The sequence below is a fragment of the Microbacterium paraoxydans genome (assembly GCF_018224615.1).
Lineage (GTDB): Bacteria > Actinomycetota > Actinomycetes > Actinomycetales > Microbacteriaceae > Microbacterium > Microbacterium paraoxydans_B.
This window is the reverse complement of sequence record NZ_JAGTUK010000002.1, coordinates 229,886-245,941: the sequence shown is the minus strand read 5'-3', so window position 1 is coordinate 245,941 and position 16,056 is coordinate 229,886. Positions and strand designations below refer to the sequence as shown.

Below are 16,056 nucleotides of genomic sequence, written 5' to 3'. Positions count from 1 at the left end.
CGGTGGTCGCAGCGCGCCCCCTGGCCGCGGTGGCCGCCGGAGAGTACCGTCCCACGCATGAGCACCACTGAGCGACAGCCCGCTTCCCGCAACGAAGACACCCGCTTCTTCGGGCAGCCGTGGTCGCTCGTGCACATCTTCGGCGTGGAGATGTGGGAGCGCTTCAGCTTCTACGGGATGCAGGGCATCCTGCTCATCTACCTCTACTTCTCGGTCACGGACGGCGGCCTCGGCCTCCCGGAGTCGGTGGCGGGCGGCATCCTCGGCGCCTACGGCGGATCGGTGTACCTGTCGACCATCCTCGGCGCCTGGCTCGCCGACCGGCTGTTCGGCTCGGAGCGGGTGCTCTTCGTCAGCGCCATCGTGATCGTCTCGGGCCACCTGGCGCTCGCTCTGCTGCCCGGGTTCGTGGGCGTGGGCGTCGGGCTCGTGCTCGTGGCTCTCGGCTCGGGCGGCCTGAAGGCGAACGCGACGTCGGTCGTCGGAACGCTCTACCGTCCGGGCGACGTGCGCCGCGACGCCGGCTTCTCGCTGTTCTACCTCGGCATCAACCTGGGCGCGTTCCTCGGCCCCATCCTCACCGGTCTGCTGCAGTCGGAGCTCGGCTTCCACTGGGGGTTCGGCCTCGCGGCGCTCGGCATGACCCTGGGCCTCGTGCAGTACTCGTTCGGACGGCGCGGACTGCCTGCCTCCGCCCGCGAGGTGCCGAACCCGCTGCCGCGCTCGCGCTACCCGCTGGTGGCCGGCATCGCCGTCGGCGCGGTCGCCCTCATCGCCGTCCTGGTGCTCACCGGCGTCATCCAGGTGGACAACCTCGCCCTCATCGTGATCGTCATCACCGTGGTGGCCGCCGTCGCCTACTTCGCCGTGGTCCTCATGAGCCGCCGCATCGACGCCGACGAGCGCTCCCGCGTGTGGGGGTTCCTGCCGCTGTTCCTCACGAGCGTCGCGTTCTGGTCGCTGTACCAGCAGCAGTTCACGGTGCTGACCATCTACTCGGACAAGCGCCTCGACCGGAACCTCTTCGGCTGGGAGATGCCCGTGTCATGGGTGCAGTCCATCAACCCGGTCTTCATCATCATCCTGTCCGGGGTGTTCGCCGCGATCTGGACGAAGCTCGGCACCCGGCAGCCGTCGACGCCGGTGAAGTTCGGCCTCGCCGCCATCATCATGGGCTCGGCGTTCCTGCTGTTCCTGCCGTTCGCGGGTGGCGGCCCGAACTCCACCCCGCTGCTGGCGATCGTCGGCATCCTCTTCGTGTTCACGGTCGCCGAACTGCTGCTCTCGCCGGTCGGGCTCTCGGCCACCACGAAGCTCGCGCCCGCCGTGTTCCAGACGCAGATGGTCGCGCTGTTCTTCCTGTCGATCGCCCTGGGCACCGCCATCTCGGGCGAGCTCGTACGGTTCTACGACCCGGAGAACGAGGTGCCGTTCTTCTCGATCCTCGGCGGCATCGCGATCCTGGTCGGCATCGGGCTGCTGCTGAGCGTCAAGCCCGTGCTGCGGCTCATGCGCGGCGTGCGCTGAGCCGCCCCGCGGTCATGCCGTGAACAGGTAGCCGCGGCCCGCCTCGAAACCGGCGATCCGCAGACCGCTGCCGAGAAGGCCCTCCATCTGCGCGCGCAGCCGCAGCCGCCACTCGTGTGCGGCCGCCGGGTCGGAGACACGCATCGCCTCGATGTCGGCCGGGATCTCGAGCGTCTCCACCACGGTGTCGTCCGCCGGCGGCTTGGCGATGTCGGCCAGCGCCCATTCGACGTCGAGGCGGTCGCTCTCGTCGCCCGCATCCCCGCCGCCGAAGATGCCGTAACGGTTGACCGAGTAACCGGTGGCGCGGGCGCCGAGCACCGTAAGGAAGAAGTGCGCGTTGCGGGCGACCAGCGGGTCGAAGGTCCAGGTGATGCGTCCCACGTCGCGCGAGAACGCCCACTGCCGCTGGTGCTCCTTGAGCTCGCGCCCCCACCCGCGACCACGATACTCGGGCAGCAGCGCCGTGATGTGCGAGTGCATGGCGCGGCGGGCCGGTTCCCCGAAGAACGCGATCGACGCGCCGACCATGCGCTCCTCGTCGCCCTCACCGTCGAAGAACCCCACGACGTAGTTGCCCGACTGCTGCAGGGCGCGGAGGGTGCCGGCATCCACCACGCGCTGCGGACCCCGGATGGAGTCGAGCAGGCCCTGCGCGTCGAGGATGAGTTCAACGGTGTCGAGATCACGGATGGTACGCACGGCTCCAGTCTGCCCCTCGACGCGGTGTTCGCGGAAACCCGGGCCTGCCGCCGGTATCCCGGATCCGGTTCGGCGGACGCCGCTTTTCCCCTGCGTTGCCGCGCGACGCCCACCGTGACGCGCGGTTACAGTCCCTGCACCCACCACGGGCCGGATCGACGGCCGAACGCTCCGCCGCGCCCGCAGACCACCGAGATCAGGGAGAACACCATGTCACCACGTCGACGCCGAAGCACGCGGCGCATGCAGAGAGCCACCGCGCGGAGCACGCCGATCCTCGCCGCGCTCGCCGCCGGCGCGAGCCTGATGCTGCTCGGATGCCAGCAGACCCCGCCCTCGCCGGCAGCGACGCCCTCCTCGCCGCAGACCCTGGAGTGGGGAAGCTGTGCACCCCTGATCACGGACCTGCGCGCGGCCATCGCCGACGCGAACGCCGAGGCGCTCACGCCCCTGACGGCCGCCGACCGCCTCGAGTGCGCGACGGTCTCGCTGCCCCTCGACTACGCGAAGCCGCACGGACGGCAGATCGAGATCGCCCTCAGCCGTCTTCCCGCTGCAGACCCGTCCGCCCCGCAGCGGTTCCTCTTCACCAACCCGGGCGGACCGGGACTGCAAGGGATCAGCGACCCGCTCTACCTGGCGGATTCGCCGATGGCCGCCCTGACCGACACCTTCACGGTCATCGGCATGGACGTGCGAGGCGTGGGGGCCAGCGACTCCCACGAGTGCACCGCCGACAACGCTCCCGAGGTGCCCGATGACGTGCCGAACGCGACCGAGAGCCACGCACTGGCCTACGCCGCCGCGGTCGCGCAGTTCAACGCCGCGTGCGGGAAGACCGATCCCGAGTTCTCCCGCAACATCACCGTGCAGAACGCCGCACGCGACATCGACGAGGTGCGCAAGATCCTCGGCTCCTCGACGATCGACTACTACGGCTCCTCCTGGGGGACGGCGCTCGGTCTCGAGTACCAGTCGGACTTCCCCGGGCACGTGGAGAACATGCTGCTCGACAGCGTCGTCGACACCGACCCGACGCTGGACCACACCCTCGACGCGCTGGCCGCGGCGTACCAGGCGAACGGCATCCCCGGCTCGCAGTCGGGCAACCAGGCCGAGGCAGGACCGATCTTCAAGATGCTGTCGGCCACGGGGCGGTCGCTTCTCAGCTGCAACGCGACCGAGGTGCCGAGCGCCGAGAAGCAGTGGAAGAACTACCAGCAACGTCTCGCGCAGTACCCGTTCCTCGCGACGACACCGACCGACACCCCCGGCTCCTCGCCGGTGAACGGCATCTCCGACTGCACCGGCTGGCCGACGAAGCCCGTCCCCCTCACGGCGACATCGAACGGGGTGTCGCTGCAGCTGATCGGACACCGCACCGAGACGGTGACCCCGCTCGCGTTCGCGGAGGCCGCGCAGAAGCAGACCGGCGCCCACCTCGCGGTTCTCGACGACGGCGTGCACGCCGGACTGAAGTCCTCGGCGCGCGCCCCCGAGGCGGTGGCATTCCTGCGCGACGGGACCTACCTCCCCTGACCGACAGGTCGCCCTCCCGTGCAGATCGCGCGGGAGGGGACGGGTGCGTGGGACCGGCCTCTCGGAGCGCCGGGGAACACGCGCGGCGCCCGCCCCGCCCGCGATGTCGGCGAACGCCGATAGCCTGGGCCCGTGGGTGCAAGCGACGACAGAGCCAGGAAGCGCCTCTCCCGCACCCCGCCGCGATGGGCCGTGATCGCGGTGCTGGCGTTCGCCGGCCTGTGCTCCTCGTTCATGTTCACGCTCGTGGTGCCGCTGCAGGCCGAACTGCCGCAGCTCCTCAACGCCTCGCGCGAAGACACCACCTGGGTCGTCACCATCACGCTGCTCGTCGCCGCGGTCGCCACGCCCATCTCCGGCCGCCTCGGCGACATGTACGGCAAGCGCCGCGTGGTCATCGCACTGCTCGCGATCCTCATCGCCGGGTCGGTGATCGCCGCGGTCTCCGGCTCGATCGTCGGGGTCATCATCGGCCGCGCGCTGCAGGGCGCGGTGACCGGAGTCGTGCCACTCGGCATCGCGATCATGCGCGACGTGCTGCCCCCCGAGCGCCTCGGCACCGCGGTCGCCCTGATGAGCGCGACCATGGGCGTCGGCGGTGCGATCGGCATGCCCGTTGCCGCGCTCCTGGCCGAGAACGCCGACTGGCACATGCTGTTCTGGCTCGCCGCCGCGCTGGGCGTCGCCGGCCTCCTGCTCGTGCTCGCCGTCGTCCCGGAGGACGTGCTGCGCTCCCCCGGACGCCTCGACGTGCTGGGTGCCATCGGTCTCGCGATCGGTCTCACCGGTCTGCTGCTGTTCGTCTCGCGGGGGGCCGAGTGGGGCTGGACGGCACCGCTCACCCTCACGTGCGTGCTCGGCGGCGTGCTCGTGCTGCTGCTGTGGGGCTGGTATCAGCTGCGCACCGACGACCCCCTGCTCGACCTCCGGGTGGCCGCACGCCCCGCGGTGCTCTTCACCAACATCGCCGCGATCGGCATGGGCTTCGCGCTCTTCGCGTCGAACGTGACCTTCCCGCAACTGCTCGAGATGCCGGCCGCGGGCGGCGCGGGCTTCGGTCTCGACATGGTCGCGGCGTCGCTCGTGATCATGCCGGCCGGACTCGTGATGATGGTGATCTCTCCGCTCTCGGGCTGGCTGGAGCGCACCGTCGGCCCCCGCCCGCTGTTCACGGTCGGGGCGATCGCGATCGTGCTGGCGTACGTGTTCGTGCTGCTGTGGTCGAGCGAGGTGTGGCACATCTTCGCCGCGAACGTCTTCATCGGTGTGGGCATCGGGTTCACGTTCGCCGCCATGCCGATGATCATCATGCGCTCCGTGCCCGCGAACGAGACCGGCGCCTCGAACGGGCTCAATGCCCTGTTCCGCTCGGTGGGCACCTCGACCGCATCCGCCGTGATGGGCGGCGTGCTCGCGGCCATGAGCATCGACGTCGACGGGGTGGCCGTGCCCACGCGCTCCGCCTTCGAGGTGTGCTTCTGGCTCGCGATCGCGGCCGGTGTCGTCGCCGTGGTGCTGTCGCTGCTCATCCCGAGGCAGCGCGCCGCCGAGCAGCACCCCTCCCTGCCGGAGTGACGTCGGCGCGGGGACGGCCCGCGCCCGGGCTCAGTGCGTGTACTCCATGAGTTCCACGCCGAGCACCCGGAACGCGTCGTGCGCGCGGAGGCGATGCGTGATGGACAGGTCGTCGAAGCACACGATCAGCGCGTAGCCGACGCCCGCGCGAGGACCGGCGAGCACGCCCGCCTCGGCACGCACACCCCGGTCGCGCCCGGTCTTGTTGATGAACAGGAGGCCGTGCGCGTCGTGGTCATGCGCGAACGGGTCGAGCCCCGTGGACGCCGCCACCAGGCTCAGATCCTGATTCAGGCTCAGCCACTCCGCGACCTGCGCGCTCACCGCGGCATCGACCACCTGCGAGTTCACGAGCGCCGAGAACAGTCCGGCCAACTCCCGGGCGGAGCCCACCGCCACCTGGGGGGCGTCGTCGGGGCCACGGCGGTCGCGGAACCGATCGAGCAGTGCCGTGCGCCGCAGCCCGAGCCCCTCGATGCGCTCCCGCACCCGGTCGTGCCCGACCTTCTCCAACAGGATGTTCACCGCGATGGGATCGCCCGCGGTCGCGGCGAGCACCGCCAGATCTTGCAGCGGCAGCGCGGGAGCACGCAGATGTCGCCACAGGCCGGACGACTCGACCGCATCGACGCTCGTGCGCTCCACGATCTCGAGAGGGTCGAGCGCACCCGACTCGAACGCGGCGGCGACCTCGACCAGCAGCGGCACCACGCCCAGCCCCGCGACGGGCATCGTGACGTGATCGTCGCCCGCCAGCACATGCACGTGCGAGTCGAGGTCGACCACGTGCACCGACACCTGCGCGCCCGCATCCGCCAGGCCCTCGAGGGCCTTGAGCGTGGCCGTGAACGACCGGCGTCCGAGAGCCGCGCGACGGGGAAGCCGACGGCTCGTCCGCTGCTGCGAGCGGCGCCCGTTCGACGACGCGGACGCGCCTCCCATCGACTCGGGGACCGGAGAGTTCCGGAACCCGTCGCCAGGCTCGAGTGCGGCCACGCGTGATCCTTCGGGAGGAGGCTGATCGGCATGCCAAGGGGGTCGCTCCCCAGCGGCAGGGCTATCGTAACCCCACCGCCGGGGGACGCTTCACAGCCTGAGGAGAATGGTCACCAGATGGTCACCCGCGACGACGCGGGCAGCCACAGGGCGTCGCTCTCGGTCACGTCGAAGGCCTCGTAGAACGCGTCGATGTTGCGCACGATCTGGTTGCAGCGGAACTCGTTGGGCGAGTGCGGGTCGATCGTGAGCAGACGGAGCGTCTCGGCCTCGCGGCTCTTCTGCTGCCACACCTGCGCCCACGACAGCAGCAGTCGCTGCACGCCCGTGTAGCCGTCGATCACGGGCGCCTCCTGGCCGCCGAGCGAGAGCTCGTACGCCTTGAGGGCGATGCCCAGACCGCCGAGGTCGCCGATGTTCTCGCCGATCGTCAGCGCACCGTTCACGTGGTGCTCCGCATCCAGCCCCTCCGGGACGAGCACGTCGTACTGCTCGATGAGGGCCTTGGTGCGCTCCTCGAACGCGGCACGGTCGGCATCCGTCCACCAGTCCTGCAGGCGCCCGTCGCCGTCGTACCGGCTGCCCTGGTCGTCGAACCCGTGACCGATCTCGTGACCGATCACCGCTCCGATCCCGCCGTAGTTCGCGGCGGCGTCGCGCTCCGCATCGAAGAAGGGGTACTGCAGGATCGCAGCGGGGAACACGATCTCGTTCATGAGCGGGTTGTAGTAGGCGTTCACGGTCTGCGGCGGCATGTACCACTCGGTGCGATCGATCGGCTTGCCGACCTTGTCGACGTTGCGGTCGTGCTCGAACACCGCGGCCCTGCGCACATTGCCGAACAGGTCGTCGCGGTCGATGACGAGGCTGGAGTAGTCGCGCCACACCTCGGGGTGGCCGATCTTCGGCGTGAAGGCGTCGAGCTTGGCGAGCGCGCGCTGCCGCGTCTCCGCGGTCATCCACTCCAGCTTCTCGATGCTCTGCCGGTAGGCCTCGATCAGGTTGGCCACGAGCTCGTCCATGGCGGCCTTCGCCGTCGGCGGATAGTGCCGCTCCACGTACACCTTGCCGATGGCTTCGCCGAGCGCACCCTCGGTCACGGACACGCCCCGCTTCCACCGCTCGCGGATCGTGGGCACACCGGTGAGCTCGGTGCCGTAGAAGGAGAAGTTCTCCTGCACGACCTCGTCGGTGAGATACGGTGCCGCCGCGTGCGCGACCTGCGACCGCAGCCAGGCCTTCCAGTCGTCCAGCCGCTCGGCCGTGAGCAGCGTGCCGAGGCCCTCCAGGAAGCTCGGCTGATACACGACGGCCTCGCCGAACGCCTCGGGGTTCGAGGGAGCGACGGCATCCCGCCACGGGGCGAGGTCGATGCCCGCGAGCTCCTGGATCTCGTCCCACGTCTTGAGGTTGTAGGTGGCCACGGCGTCGCGGCTCTTCACGTTGTCCCAGTGATGGCCGGCCAGCTCGGTCTCGAGCGCGATCGCCCTGTCGGCCTGCGCCGCCGCGTCGGCCACGCCGACGAGGCCGAGCAACCGCTCCAGGTGTGCGCGATACGCGGCACGCGTGCCCTCGAACGTGTCGAGGCGGAAGTAGCTCTCGTCGGGCAGCGACAGCCCCGACTGCACGAGGAACGGCACGTAACGCTCCGGGTTGCCCGGATCGGGCTCGATGTACAGGCCGATCAGGTGCGCGCGCCCGTCGCGGTCGTAGGCGCCGACCGTGCGGAGGAACGCGGGGATGTCGGCGATCGCGTCGATCTCGGCGAGCGTGTCGGCGAGCGGCGTCACGCCGGCCGCCGCGATCCGCTCGGTGTCCATGAAACTCGCGAACAGGTCGCCGATCTTGCGCGCGAGCGTGCCCTCCTCGGCCTCCTGCGACTCCTCGATGATCGTGCGGACGTCTTTCTCCGCCTGCTCGGCCAGCAGATGGAACGAGCCCCAGCGCGCCTTGTCGCCGGGGATCTCGGTGCGGGCGATCCAGGCGCCGTTCACGTGACGGAACAGGTCGTCCTGCGGGCGGATGTCGGGGCTGAACTCGTCGAGGGCGAGGCCCACGGGAAGCGCGTCGGTCATGCGCTCCAGCCTATGACGGGGGTCCCCCACGCTGTCGAGGCCGGACATCCGGCGACACGGGTCAGCGCGAGCGTCGACGGAACAGGCCGCGGCGCGCACGCGCGGGCGGCGCCTCGGCGGAGGGAGCGGCCGTGCGGGCGGACCGCCGCGCGCGCCACGCGTCCACCTCGGCCTCCACGTCCCGTGGCGCCGTGACCACGGGAGGACCGCCCTGCAGCTGCCGCCTCGCCTCGATCACACGGCGGTTGAAGTCCTCCAGCACCGACCGCACGTCGGACTCCCGTCCGAGGAGGTCGAGCTGCGCGTCCAGCTCACGGTCCTCGGTGCGCAGCAGCAGCGCGGGCGGTCCGAGTCCGGTGAGGTTCTCGGTCTCGATCTTGCGGCGGATCCACCAGTCGGGGTCGTGGTGGGTGCCGAGCCCCTCCAGCGGCTTGCCGGCACCGGGGAGGTCGTCGAACTCTCCCCGGCGGATCGCCACCTGGATCGCGCTCTCGATGAACGCCGCGCGGTCGACGGCCGCGGCGGCTCCCGGCGTCGACTCGACCCGCGCGTCCGCGGAATCCTCCCCCGCGTCCTGCGACCGCCGACGCGCGAGGTACCGCGCCGCCTCGTCCCGGGGATCGGACATGATGCACCTCCGCCGCATCGTGTTCCCTCCAGCCTACGACCGCCCCCGCAGCACGGCGCGGTGTCGGTGCGAGGTCATAGGCTCGGAGGATGGCCGCGCGCACCTCCCTCAACCGAGAGATCCTGCGACTCGCGGTCCCGGCGCTCGGAGCCCTGATCGCTGAGCCCGCGTTCCTCATCGTCGACGCCGCGCTCGTCGGCCACCTCGGCACCACGCCGCTCGCCGGGCTCGGCATCGCCGGCGCCGTGCTGCAGACCATCGTGGGACTGATGGTGTTCCTGGCGTACTCCACCACCCCGGCCGTCGCCCGGCGCTTCGGCGCCGGACAGCCGGGCGAGGCCGTGTCTGTCGGCATCAACGGGATGTGGCTGGCGCTGGGTCTCGGCGCGGTCCTGGCCGTGGTGGGCGCCGTGTCGTCGCCGTGGCTGGTGTCGCTGTTCGGCGCGAGCGAGGCCGTGGCCGCCCAGGCCGACGAGTACCTGGTGATCTCGATGTGGGGGCTGCCGGCGATGCTCATCGTGTTCGCGGCGACCGGGCTGCTGCGCGGCATGCAGGACACGATGACCCCGCTCTGGATCGCCGGACTCGGCTTCGGCGCCAACGCGCTGCTCAACTGGCTCTTCATCTACGGCTTCGGCTGGGGCATCGCGGGGTCGGCCGCCGGCACGGTCGCCGCGCAGTGGGGCATGGTCGCCGCGTACGTGCTGGTGGTGCAGCGCCTCGCCTCCCGCCACAGCGCCTCGCTCAGGGCGCAGCGCGACGGCCTGCGCAGCACCGCCACCTCGGGCGGATGGCTGTTCCTGCGTACGGTCAGCCTGCGCGTGGCGCTCCTCGCGACCGTGGCCGTCGCGACCGGCGTCGGCACGGACGAACTCGCCGGGTGGCAGATCGTGTTCACCATCTTCTCCGCCGCGGCCTTCGCGCTCGACGCCCTCGCCATCGCCGCACAGGCCCTGATCGGCAAGGAGCTGGGGGCCGGAGACGAGCAGCAGGTGCAGCGCGTCCTCGGCCGCACGGTCGCCTGGGGCGCGTGGTTCGGGGTCGCGGTCGGGGCCGTCATCGCGGCGCTCTCCGGCGTGCTTGGGCTCGTGTTCACGGGCGACCAGCGCGTGGCCGAACTCGTGCAGCCCGCCCTCCTCGTGCTCGCGGTCGCTCAGCCGATCGCGGGGGTGGTGTTCGTGCTCGACGGCGTGCTGATGGGCGCGAACGATGCGCGCTACCTGGCGATCGCGGGCGGTCTCAACCTCGTGCCGTTCCTCCCCGCACTGTGGATCATCGCCGCGACCGGCGTGGACGGCACCGCCGGGCTGATCTGGCTCGCGGTGGCGTTCTTCGGCGTCTACCTGCTGGCACGGCTGGGCACGCTCGGCTGGCGGGTGCGGTCGGGGCGCTGGCTCTCCGCCGCCGCCTGACCTCGACGCTGCGGGGTCAGCCGGCGTAGCGGCGGCACCACTCGTACATGATCACGGCGGCCGCGGCGCTCGCGTTGATCGAGCGCGTGGAGCCGTACTGCGTGATCTCGACGTGCGCGGACGCCGCCGCCAGGGCCTCCTCCGACAGCCCCGGTCCCTCCTGACCGAACAGCAGCACGCAGGCCCGCGGCAGGTCGGCGCGGTCCACCGGCACCGCGCCGTCGACGTTGTCCACCGCGATCACGGGCAGGTCGTGGGCGGCGGCCCACGCGGCGAACGTGGCGACGTCGTCGTGGTGCACCACGTGCTGGTAGCGGTCGGTGACCATCGCGCCGCGCTTGTTCCACCGACGCCGCCCGATGATGTGCACGGTGTCGGCGAGGAACGCGTTGGCGCTGCGCACGATGGAGCCGATGTTCATGTCGTGCTGCCAGTTCTCGATGGCCACGTGGAACGGGTGGCGACGCGTGTCGAGGTCGGCGACGATCGCCTCCATCCGCCAGTAGCGGTAGCGGTCGATCACATTGCGGGTGTCGCCGCCGGCCAGGAGCTCGGGGTCGTACTGCTCCCCCGCAGGCCAGGCCTCCCGACCGCCGGGCCACGGACCCACGCCGTAGCCGGGCTGGGCGAGGGATCCGCCGAGCGTCGCGCCCTCGGCCGCGGGGTGGGCGGCGTCGGGGGCGGGGGCTGCGGGGGGCTGCGGATCCATCCCGTCAGGGTATCGCCGCCGCGTCGGCCGGACGCATCGCCGTGCCCTCCCTGCGTCGGTCCGACTCCGGCGAGAACCGATATTTAGGCGTGCCGAAAAATGCGCTACGGTTTCGGTGTGCCGAAAAATCTCGTCGCTCCCGTGACCCCGCCCGCCGCGACCGCCCCGCGCAGCCTGTGGCTCCTCGGGCCCGCACTCGTGGCCGGCGTCGCCTACCTCGACCCCGGCAACGTCGCCAGCAACATGACCGCCGGCGCGCAGTACGGCTACCTGCTGGTGTGGGTGGTCGTGGCGGGCAACGTCATGGCGTGGCTCATCCAGTACCTCTCCGCCAAGCTCGGGGTGGTCACGGGGCAGAGCCTGCCGGAGGTGCTGGGCACGCGCCTGAAGCGGCCGTGGGCGCGGCGGGCGTACTGGCTGCAGGCGGAACTGGTGGCCATGGCGACCGACCTGGCCGAGGTGATCGGCGGCGCCGTCGCGCTCTACCTGCTGTTCGACGTGCCGCTGCTTCTCGGCGGCCTGATCACCGGAGCCGTCTCGATGCTCCTGCTGGCGGTGCAGAGCCGTCGCGGCGCCCGCCCCTTCGAGTTCGTGATCATCGGACTCATGCTGGTCATCACGATCGGCTTCATGGCCGGGCTCTTCCTCGCCCCGCCCGACCCGGCGGGCGTGGTCAGCGGGCTCGTGCCGCGGTTCGAGGGCACCGGATCGGTGCTGCTGGCAGCCTCCATCCTCGGCGCCACGATCATGCCGCACGCGATCTACGCCCACTCCTCGCTCGCCCGCGACCGGTTCGGCGCCGTCGGGCAGCCGCACGAGGAGGCCGCGCGCACCGAGACCTCGCGCATCCGCCGCCTGCTCACGGCCACGCGCTGGGACGTGTCGATCGCCATGGTGATCGCGGGGTCGGTCAACCTCGGCATCCTCCTGCTCGCGGCCGCCAACCTCGCCGGGGTCGAGGGCACGGACTCCCTGGAGGGCGCGCACGCCGCCCTCGCCGCCGGCCTCGGTCCCGTCGTGGCGACGTTCTTCGCGGTGGGGCTGCTCGCCTCGGGCCTGGCCTCCACCTCGGTCGGCGCCTACGCGGGGGCGGAGATCATGCACGGGCTGCTGCACGTGCGCATCCCGCTGCTGGCCCGGCGGCTGGTGACCCTGATCCCCGCGCTCGCGATCCTCGGGCTCGGCGTCGACCCCACCCTCGCGCTCGTGCTGAGCCAGGTCGTGCTGTCGTTCGGCATCCCGTTCGCGCTCATCCCGCTGGTCGCGCTCACGGCGCAGCGGCGCACGCTCGGCGTGTGGGCCAACCGCCGGGTGACCACGGTCGCGGGGATCGCGGCGTCGGCACTGCTGATCGCGCTGAACGGGGCGCTGCTCTGGCTGGTGCTGACGGGGGCCTGAGCCCGGATAGGCTCGACAGCATGCCCGCCGAACCCGCCCGCCGCACCGTCCGCATCCTCACCTGGATCGGCATCGCGACCGGGGTGATCGGCGCCGTGCTGATCGCCGTTCCGAAGGTGGTCGGCCCGCTCGGGCCGTGGCTGCAGCTCGCCCTCGGCATCGCGACCCTCGTGCTCGCGTTCCGCGCGCGCAAGGTCGGGATCGCCGAGGTGGAGGGCTTCGACGGGCGCTTGTCGCTCGCCGCCGCCCTCCTCGGCTTCCTCGTGGTGTTCTTCGCGGGCCAGGTGGCGTTCGGCCTGCTGGTCGCCGTCGCGAACCCGTGACTCAGGCCGCGACGAAGCCCGTCACCAGGTAGAGCACGAGCGACAGCCCGGCCGCGATCCCCGCATAGGGCAGGATCGCGAGCATGAGGTTGATCGGCTTGATGCCGATCGACCGCGACGCCAGGATGATCCCGTCGCCGTACAGGCAGGTCGTGCTGCCGAGCGCCGCCCCGGAGAACACGGCGGCGCCCGCCAGGATCGGGTCGGCGCCGAGCGCGAGGGCCAGCGGCAGCACCACCGGGGTGATGACGGCAGCGAGGTCCCAGAACGACCCGGTCGCGTAGGCGTAGATGCCGCACACCGCGAACACGATCGCCGGCAGCAGCGCCGGGGTGAGCACGGGCTCGGTCACCTGGATCACGAACTCGGCGAGCTGCAGCGCGATGTTCATCTCCTGCACCATGAACGCCAGCACGGTCAGCACCATCACGAACAGCATGCTCTCGATGCCCTCGAGCGCGGCGTCGAGCACCCCGCGGATCGAGAGCCGGCGCTGCACCAGCACGAGCACGAGGGTGACGGCGAGCGCGGCGGCCGTGCCGGCGACCACGTTGGCGTCGGTCGCGATCGTGACACCGACCAGCACCGCCATGGCGATCAGGAACGACCACGGCTGCGGCTTCCGTCCGGTCTCGGTCGAGGTCTCCAGGGCGACCGCGACCCGCTGCGCCGTGGAGCCGTCGGGGTCGTCGGCGCGCAGCTCGGACAGCAGCGCGGCGCCCTCGGCCCGGCGCTCCGCATCGGTCGTGCCCAGCGGGAAGACGTCGCCGTCACGCTCGGCGCGCAGCGCGTCCTTCTTGAGCACGCCGAGCTTCGGCAGCCAGCCGATGCTCATCAGCAGGGCCACCGCGATGGCCGCCCAGCCGAAGAAGATGAACGGGATGGACTGCAGGTAGGCGCCGAAGCCGCTGCCGCCGACCGTCACGCCCTGCGCCTCGAACAGGCCGGAGAAGAACAGCGCCCACGTCGAGACCGGCACCAGCACGGCGATGGGGGCGGCGGTCATCTTCATGATCGCGCCGAGCTGCGTGCGCGGAACCCGGTAGCGATCGGTCACCTGCTTCATCGAGGTGCCCGTGGTCAGCACGTTCAGGTAGTCGTCGACGAACAGCACGACCGAGAGCAGGAACGTCAGGAGCGTGGACTTGCGGCGCGAGGTGACGAACCGCTCCACCCAGCGGGCGAAGTCGGTGACGATGCCCGACTTCTCGAACAGCATCATCAGGATGCCGAACAGGGCGACGATCAGCAGCAGCCACTGCGCCGTCTCGTTGGACAGGGCCTTGCCGGTGTACTCGACCCACACGTCGAAGCCGCCCCAGCCGCCCAGGATCAGCGCTCCGGCGACGGTGCCGCAGAGCAGGGCGAACAGGGTGCGCCGGGTGGCGACGGCGATGACGAGGATCACCGCGATGGGGACGAGCGCGAGGGCGCCGAATTCGGGCATGGGTCACTCCGGTGTGAAGGGGAGAGGAGAGGGAGGGGGTGGGTCGAGCGGGGGTCAGGGCTCGACGCCGCCGACGACCGTCCGCTGTACGGGCAGGTCGGGGAGGTCGTCCGGGGCGACGTGCAGCGGGTTCTCCGCCCACACGGCGTAGTCGGCGCGGTAGCCGGGGGCGATACGGCCGAGGTCGCCGTCGCCCTGCGCTCGCGCGGCGCCCACGGTGTAGCCGTGCAGCGCCTGGTACGGGGTGAGCACCTGGTGGGGCTCGAACACCGGGGCGTCGCGGTCGCCGGGGCGACGGCGGAGCTGGGCCCACGCGAGGCCGATCCTGGCGTCGTTCTGCGCGATGGGCCAGTCCGACCCGAGCGCGACGGGGGCACCCGCGTCCCAGAAGTCGCGCACCCGCCAGGCCCTGGCCGCGCGCTCGGGCCCGAGGCGTCGCGACCAGTCGTCCGATGCGTCGGCCTTGCGCCACTGCAGGTGCAGCGGCTGCATCGAGGCGGTGATGCCGGCGGCCGCCAGGCGCGCGACGTCGCGGTCGGTCGTGGTCTCCAGGTGCTCGATGCGGTGCGGGGCGCCGTTCGCGCTGCGGACCCCGGCGGCGAGGTAGGCGTCGACGACCTCGCCGACCGCGCGGTCGCCGATGGCGTGCGTGGCCACCTGGAACCCGGCCTCGGTGTAGCGGCGCACGGTGCGCGCGTAGGCGACGGCGTCCTTCCAGAACGGCTCGCCCCCGGCGCCCTGGGTGTCGGGCTCGTACAGCCAGGCCGTGCCGGTCTCGACCACCCCGTCGGCGTAGAGCTTCACGACGCCGCCGCGCCACCGGTCGCCGCGGCGGTCGCGCATGCGCAGGTTCTCGGCCGTGCGGTCGGCGTCGAACCCGGGCTCGTGGTCGATCGCGGACACGATGCGGAGGGGGAGCCCCGGTCCGTGCTCCAGGTCGTCGAGGAGGGCGAGCGTGGCGAAGCCGCCGTCCATGATGGCGCCGCCCGTGAGCCCCGAGTCCCGCAGGCCGCGCAGCAGCTCGTGCCCGGCCGCGAGGGTCTGCTCCCGGTCGAGTGCGGGCGCGGCGAGGCGCACGGGCTCGTACGCCGCGAGTTCGCGCAGCTCCCCGGTGGGCCGCCCGTCGGCGTCGACCACGATGCAGGAGGAGTCGTGGGTCTCGCGGGCTCCGGTGATGCCGGCGCGGCGGAGACCCTCGTGGCTGGCGAGCGCGGTGTGCCCGTCGAACACGATGAGCAGGGCGGGGAGCCCGCGCACGGCCTCGTGGATCGCGTCGGCGGTCATGGGCAGGTCGTGGAAGACGTCGTAGTCGAGGTTCCAGCCGCGCACCCAGGGGTCGCGGTCGTCGCGCAGCGCGCGGTCGGCCTCGGCGCGCAGGGCCGCGAGGAGGGCGGGGCCGGTGGTGATGCCGCCGAGGTCGATGCCCGCGGTGAGCTCGAGCCCCTGCAGCGGGTGCAGGTGCGCGTCGATGAGGCCCGGGGTGACGGCGGCGCCGCGGAGGTCGTGCACGACGGTGCGGGGTCCGCGCAGTTCCCGCACGAGGTGGTCGTCGCCGACGGCGAGGAACCGCCCGCCGCGCACGGCGAAGGCGGAGGCCTCCGGGCGGCGGGGGTCCATGGTCACGACGCGCGCGCCGGTGACGATAGTGTCGGCGTCGAAAACCCGTCATGGCGTTCTTCCTCGAGCGAATTGAAAGAGTTTCAATAAAGTAGCAGACACGGAACC

At 71.6% G+C, this 16,056-nt stretch carries 13 protein-coding genes; 6 read left to right on the top strand and 7 right to left on the bottom strand.

Features of this window, described 5'->3' with window-relative positions:
* Positions 1-57 precede the first annotated feature (57 nt).
* Entirely contained in the window at positions 58-1,527 is a 1,470-nt protein-coding gene (locus KE274_RS06815) for a peptide MFS transporter (RefSeq protein WP_211542140.1), read from the top strand.
* Between the two features lie 12 nt (positions 1,528-1,539).
* Here KE274_RS06815 and KE274_RS06810 read toward each other — a convergent pair whose 3' ends face one another.
* The gene (locus KE274_RS06810) at positions 1,540-2,229 is read right to left on the bottom strand and encodes a GNAT family N-acetyltransferase (RefSeq protein WP_211542138.1); all 690 of its coding nucleotides are present in this window, start codon (positions 2,227-2,229) and stop codon (positions 1,540-1,542) included.
* A gap of 243 nt (positions 2,230-2,472) precedes the next feature.
* Here KE274_RS06810 and KE274_RS06805 point away from each other — a divergent pair, with 243 nt between their 5' ends.
* Positions 2,473-3,768 (top strand): alpha/beta fold hydrolase, encoded by a 1,296-nt coding sequence (locus KE274_RS06805; RefSeq protein ID WP_211542136.1) that lies wholly within the window; start codon positions 2,473-2,475, stop codon positions 3,766-3,768.
* Between the two features lie 132 nt (positions 3,769-3,900).
* Positions 3,901-5,343: an MFS transporter gene (locus KE274_RS06800; RefSeq protein WP_211542134.1), complete on the top strand. Its 1,443-nt coding sequence runs from the start codon at positions 3,901-3,903 to the stop codon at positions 5,341-5,343.
* Between the two features lie 30 nt (positions 5,344-5,373).
* Here the strand turns inward: KE274_RS06800 and KE274_RS06795 are convergent, their stop codons facing one another.
* From KE274_RS06795 to KE274_RS06785, 3 genes are all read right to left on the bottom strand, one after another.
* Entirely contained in the window at positions 5,374-6,339 is a 966-nt protein-coding gene (locus KE274_RS06795) for a serine hydrolase (RefSeq protein WP_211542132.1), read from the bottom strand.
* A 110-nt stretch (positions 6,340-6,449) separates the two neighbouring features.
* Positions 6,450-8,414 (bottom strand): M13 family metallopeptidase, encoded by a 1,965-nt coding sequence (locus tag KE274_RS06790; RefSeq protein ID WP_211542129.1) that lies wholly within the window; start codon positions 8,412-8,414, stop codon positions 6,450-6,452.
* Positions 8,415-8,475: 61 nt separating this feature from the next.
* The gene (locus KE274_RS06785; protein ID WP_249186124.1) at positions 8,476-9,042 is read right to left on the bottom strand and encodes a J-domain-containing protein; all 567 of its coding nucleotides are present in this window, start codon (positions 9,040-9,042) and stop codon (positions 8,476-8,478) included.
* Positions 9,043-9,131: 89 nt separating this feature from the next.
* Here KE274_RS06785 and KE274_RS06780 point away from each other — a divergent pair, with 89 nt between their 5' ends.
* A complete protein-coding gene (locus KE274_RS06780; protein WP_211542126.1) occupies positions 9,132-10,454 on the top strand; it encodes an MATE family efflux transporter in 1,323 nt (440 codons plus the stop codon).
* 16 nt (positions 10,455-10,470) lie between these two features.
* Here KE274_RS06780 and KE274_RS06775 read toward each other — a convergent pair whose 3' ends face one another.
* On the bottom strand, positions 10,471-11,163 hold the full coding sequence (locus tag KE274_RS06775; protein ID WP_249186123.1) for a TrmH family RNA methyltransferase: 693 nt from the start codon (positions 11,161-11,163) through the stop codon (positions 10,471-10,473).
* 99 nt (positions 11,164-11,262) lie between these two features.
* Here KE274_RS06775 and KE274_RS06770 point away from each other — a divergent pair, with 99 nt between their 5' ends.
* Together KE274_RS06770 and KE274_RS06765 are read left to right on the top strand one after the other, a co-directional pair.
* Positions 11,263-12,561: an Nramp family divalent metal transporter gene (locus KE274_RS06770; RefSeq protein WP_431805820.1), complete on the top strand. Its 1,299-nt coding sequence runs from the start codon at positions 11,263-11,265 to the stop codon at positions 12,559-12,561.
* Between the two features lie 20 nt (positions 12,562-12,581).
* A complete protein-coding gene (locus KE274_RS06765) occupies positions 12,582-12,884 on the top strand; it encodes a hypothetical protein (protein WP_211542124.1) in 303 nt (100 codons plus the stop codon).
* 1 nt (position 12,885) lies between these two features.
* Here the strand turns inward: KE274_RS06765 and KE274_RS06760 are convergent, their stop codons facing one another.
* Positions 12,886-14,331 (bottom strand): Na+/H+ antiporter NhaC family protein, encoded by a 1,446-nt coding sequence (locus KE274_RS06760; protein WP_211542122.1) that lies wholly within the window; start codon positions 14,329-14,331, stop codon positions 12,886-12,888.
* A 54-nt stretch (positions 14,332-14,385) separates the two neighbouring features.
* Entirely contained in the window at positions 14,386-15,948 is a 1,563-nt protein-coding gene (locus KE274_RS06755; protein WP_211543337.1) for an amidohydrolase, read from the bottom strand.
* Positions 15,949-16,056: the final 108 nt, after the last annotated feature.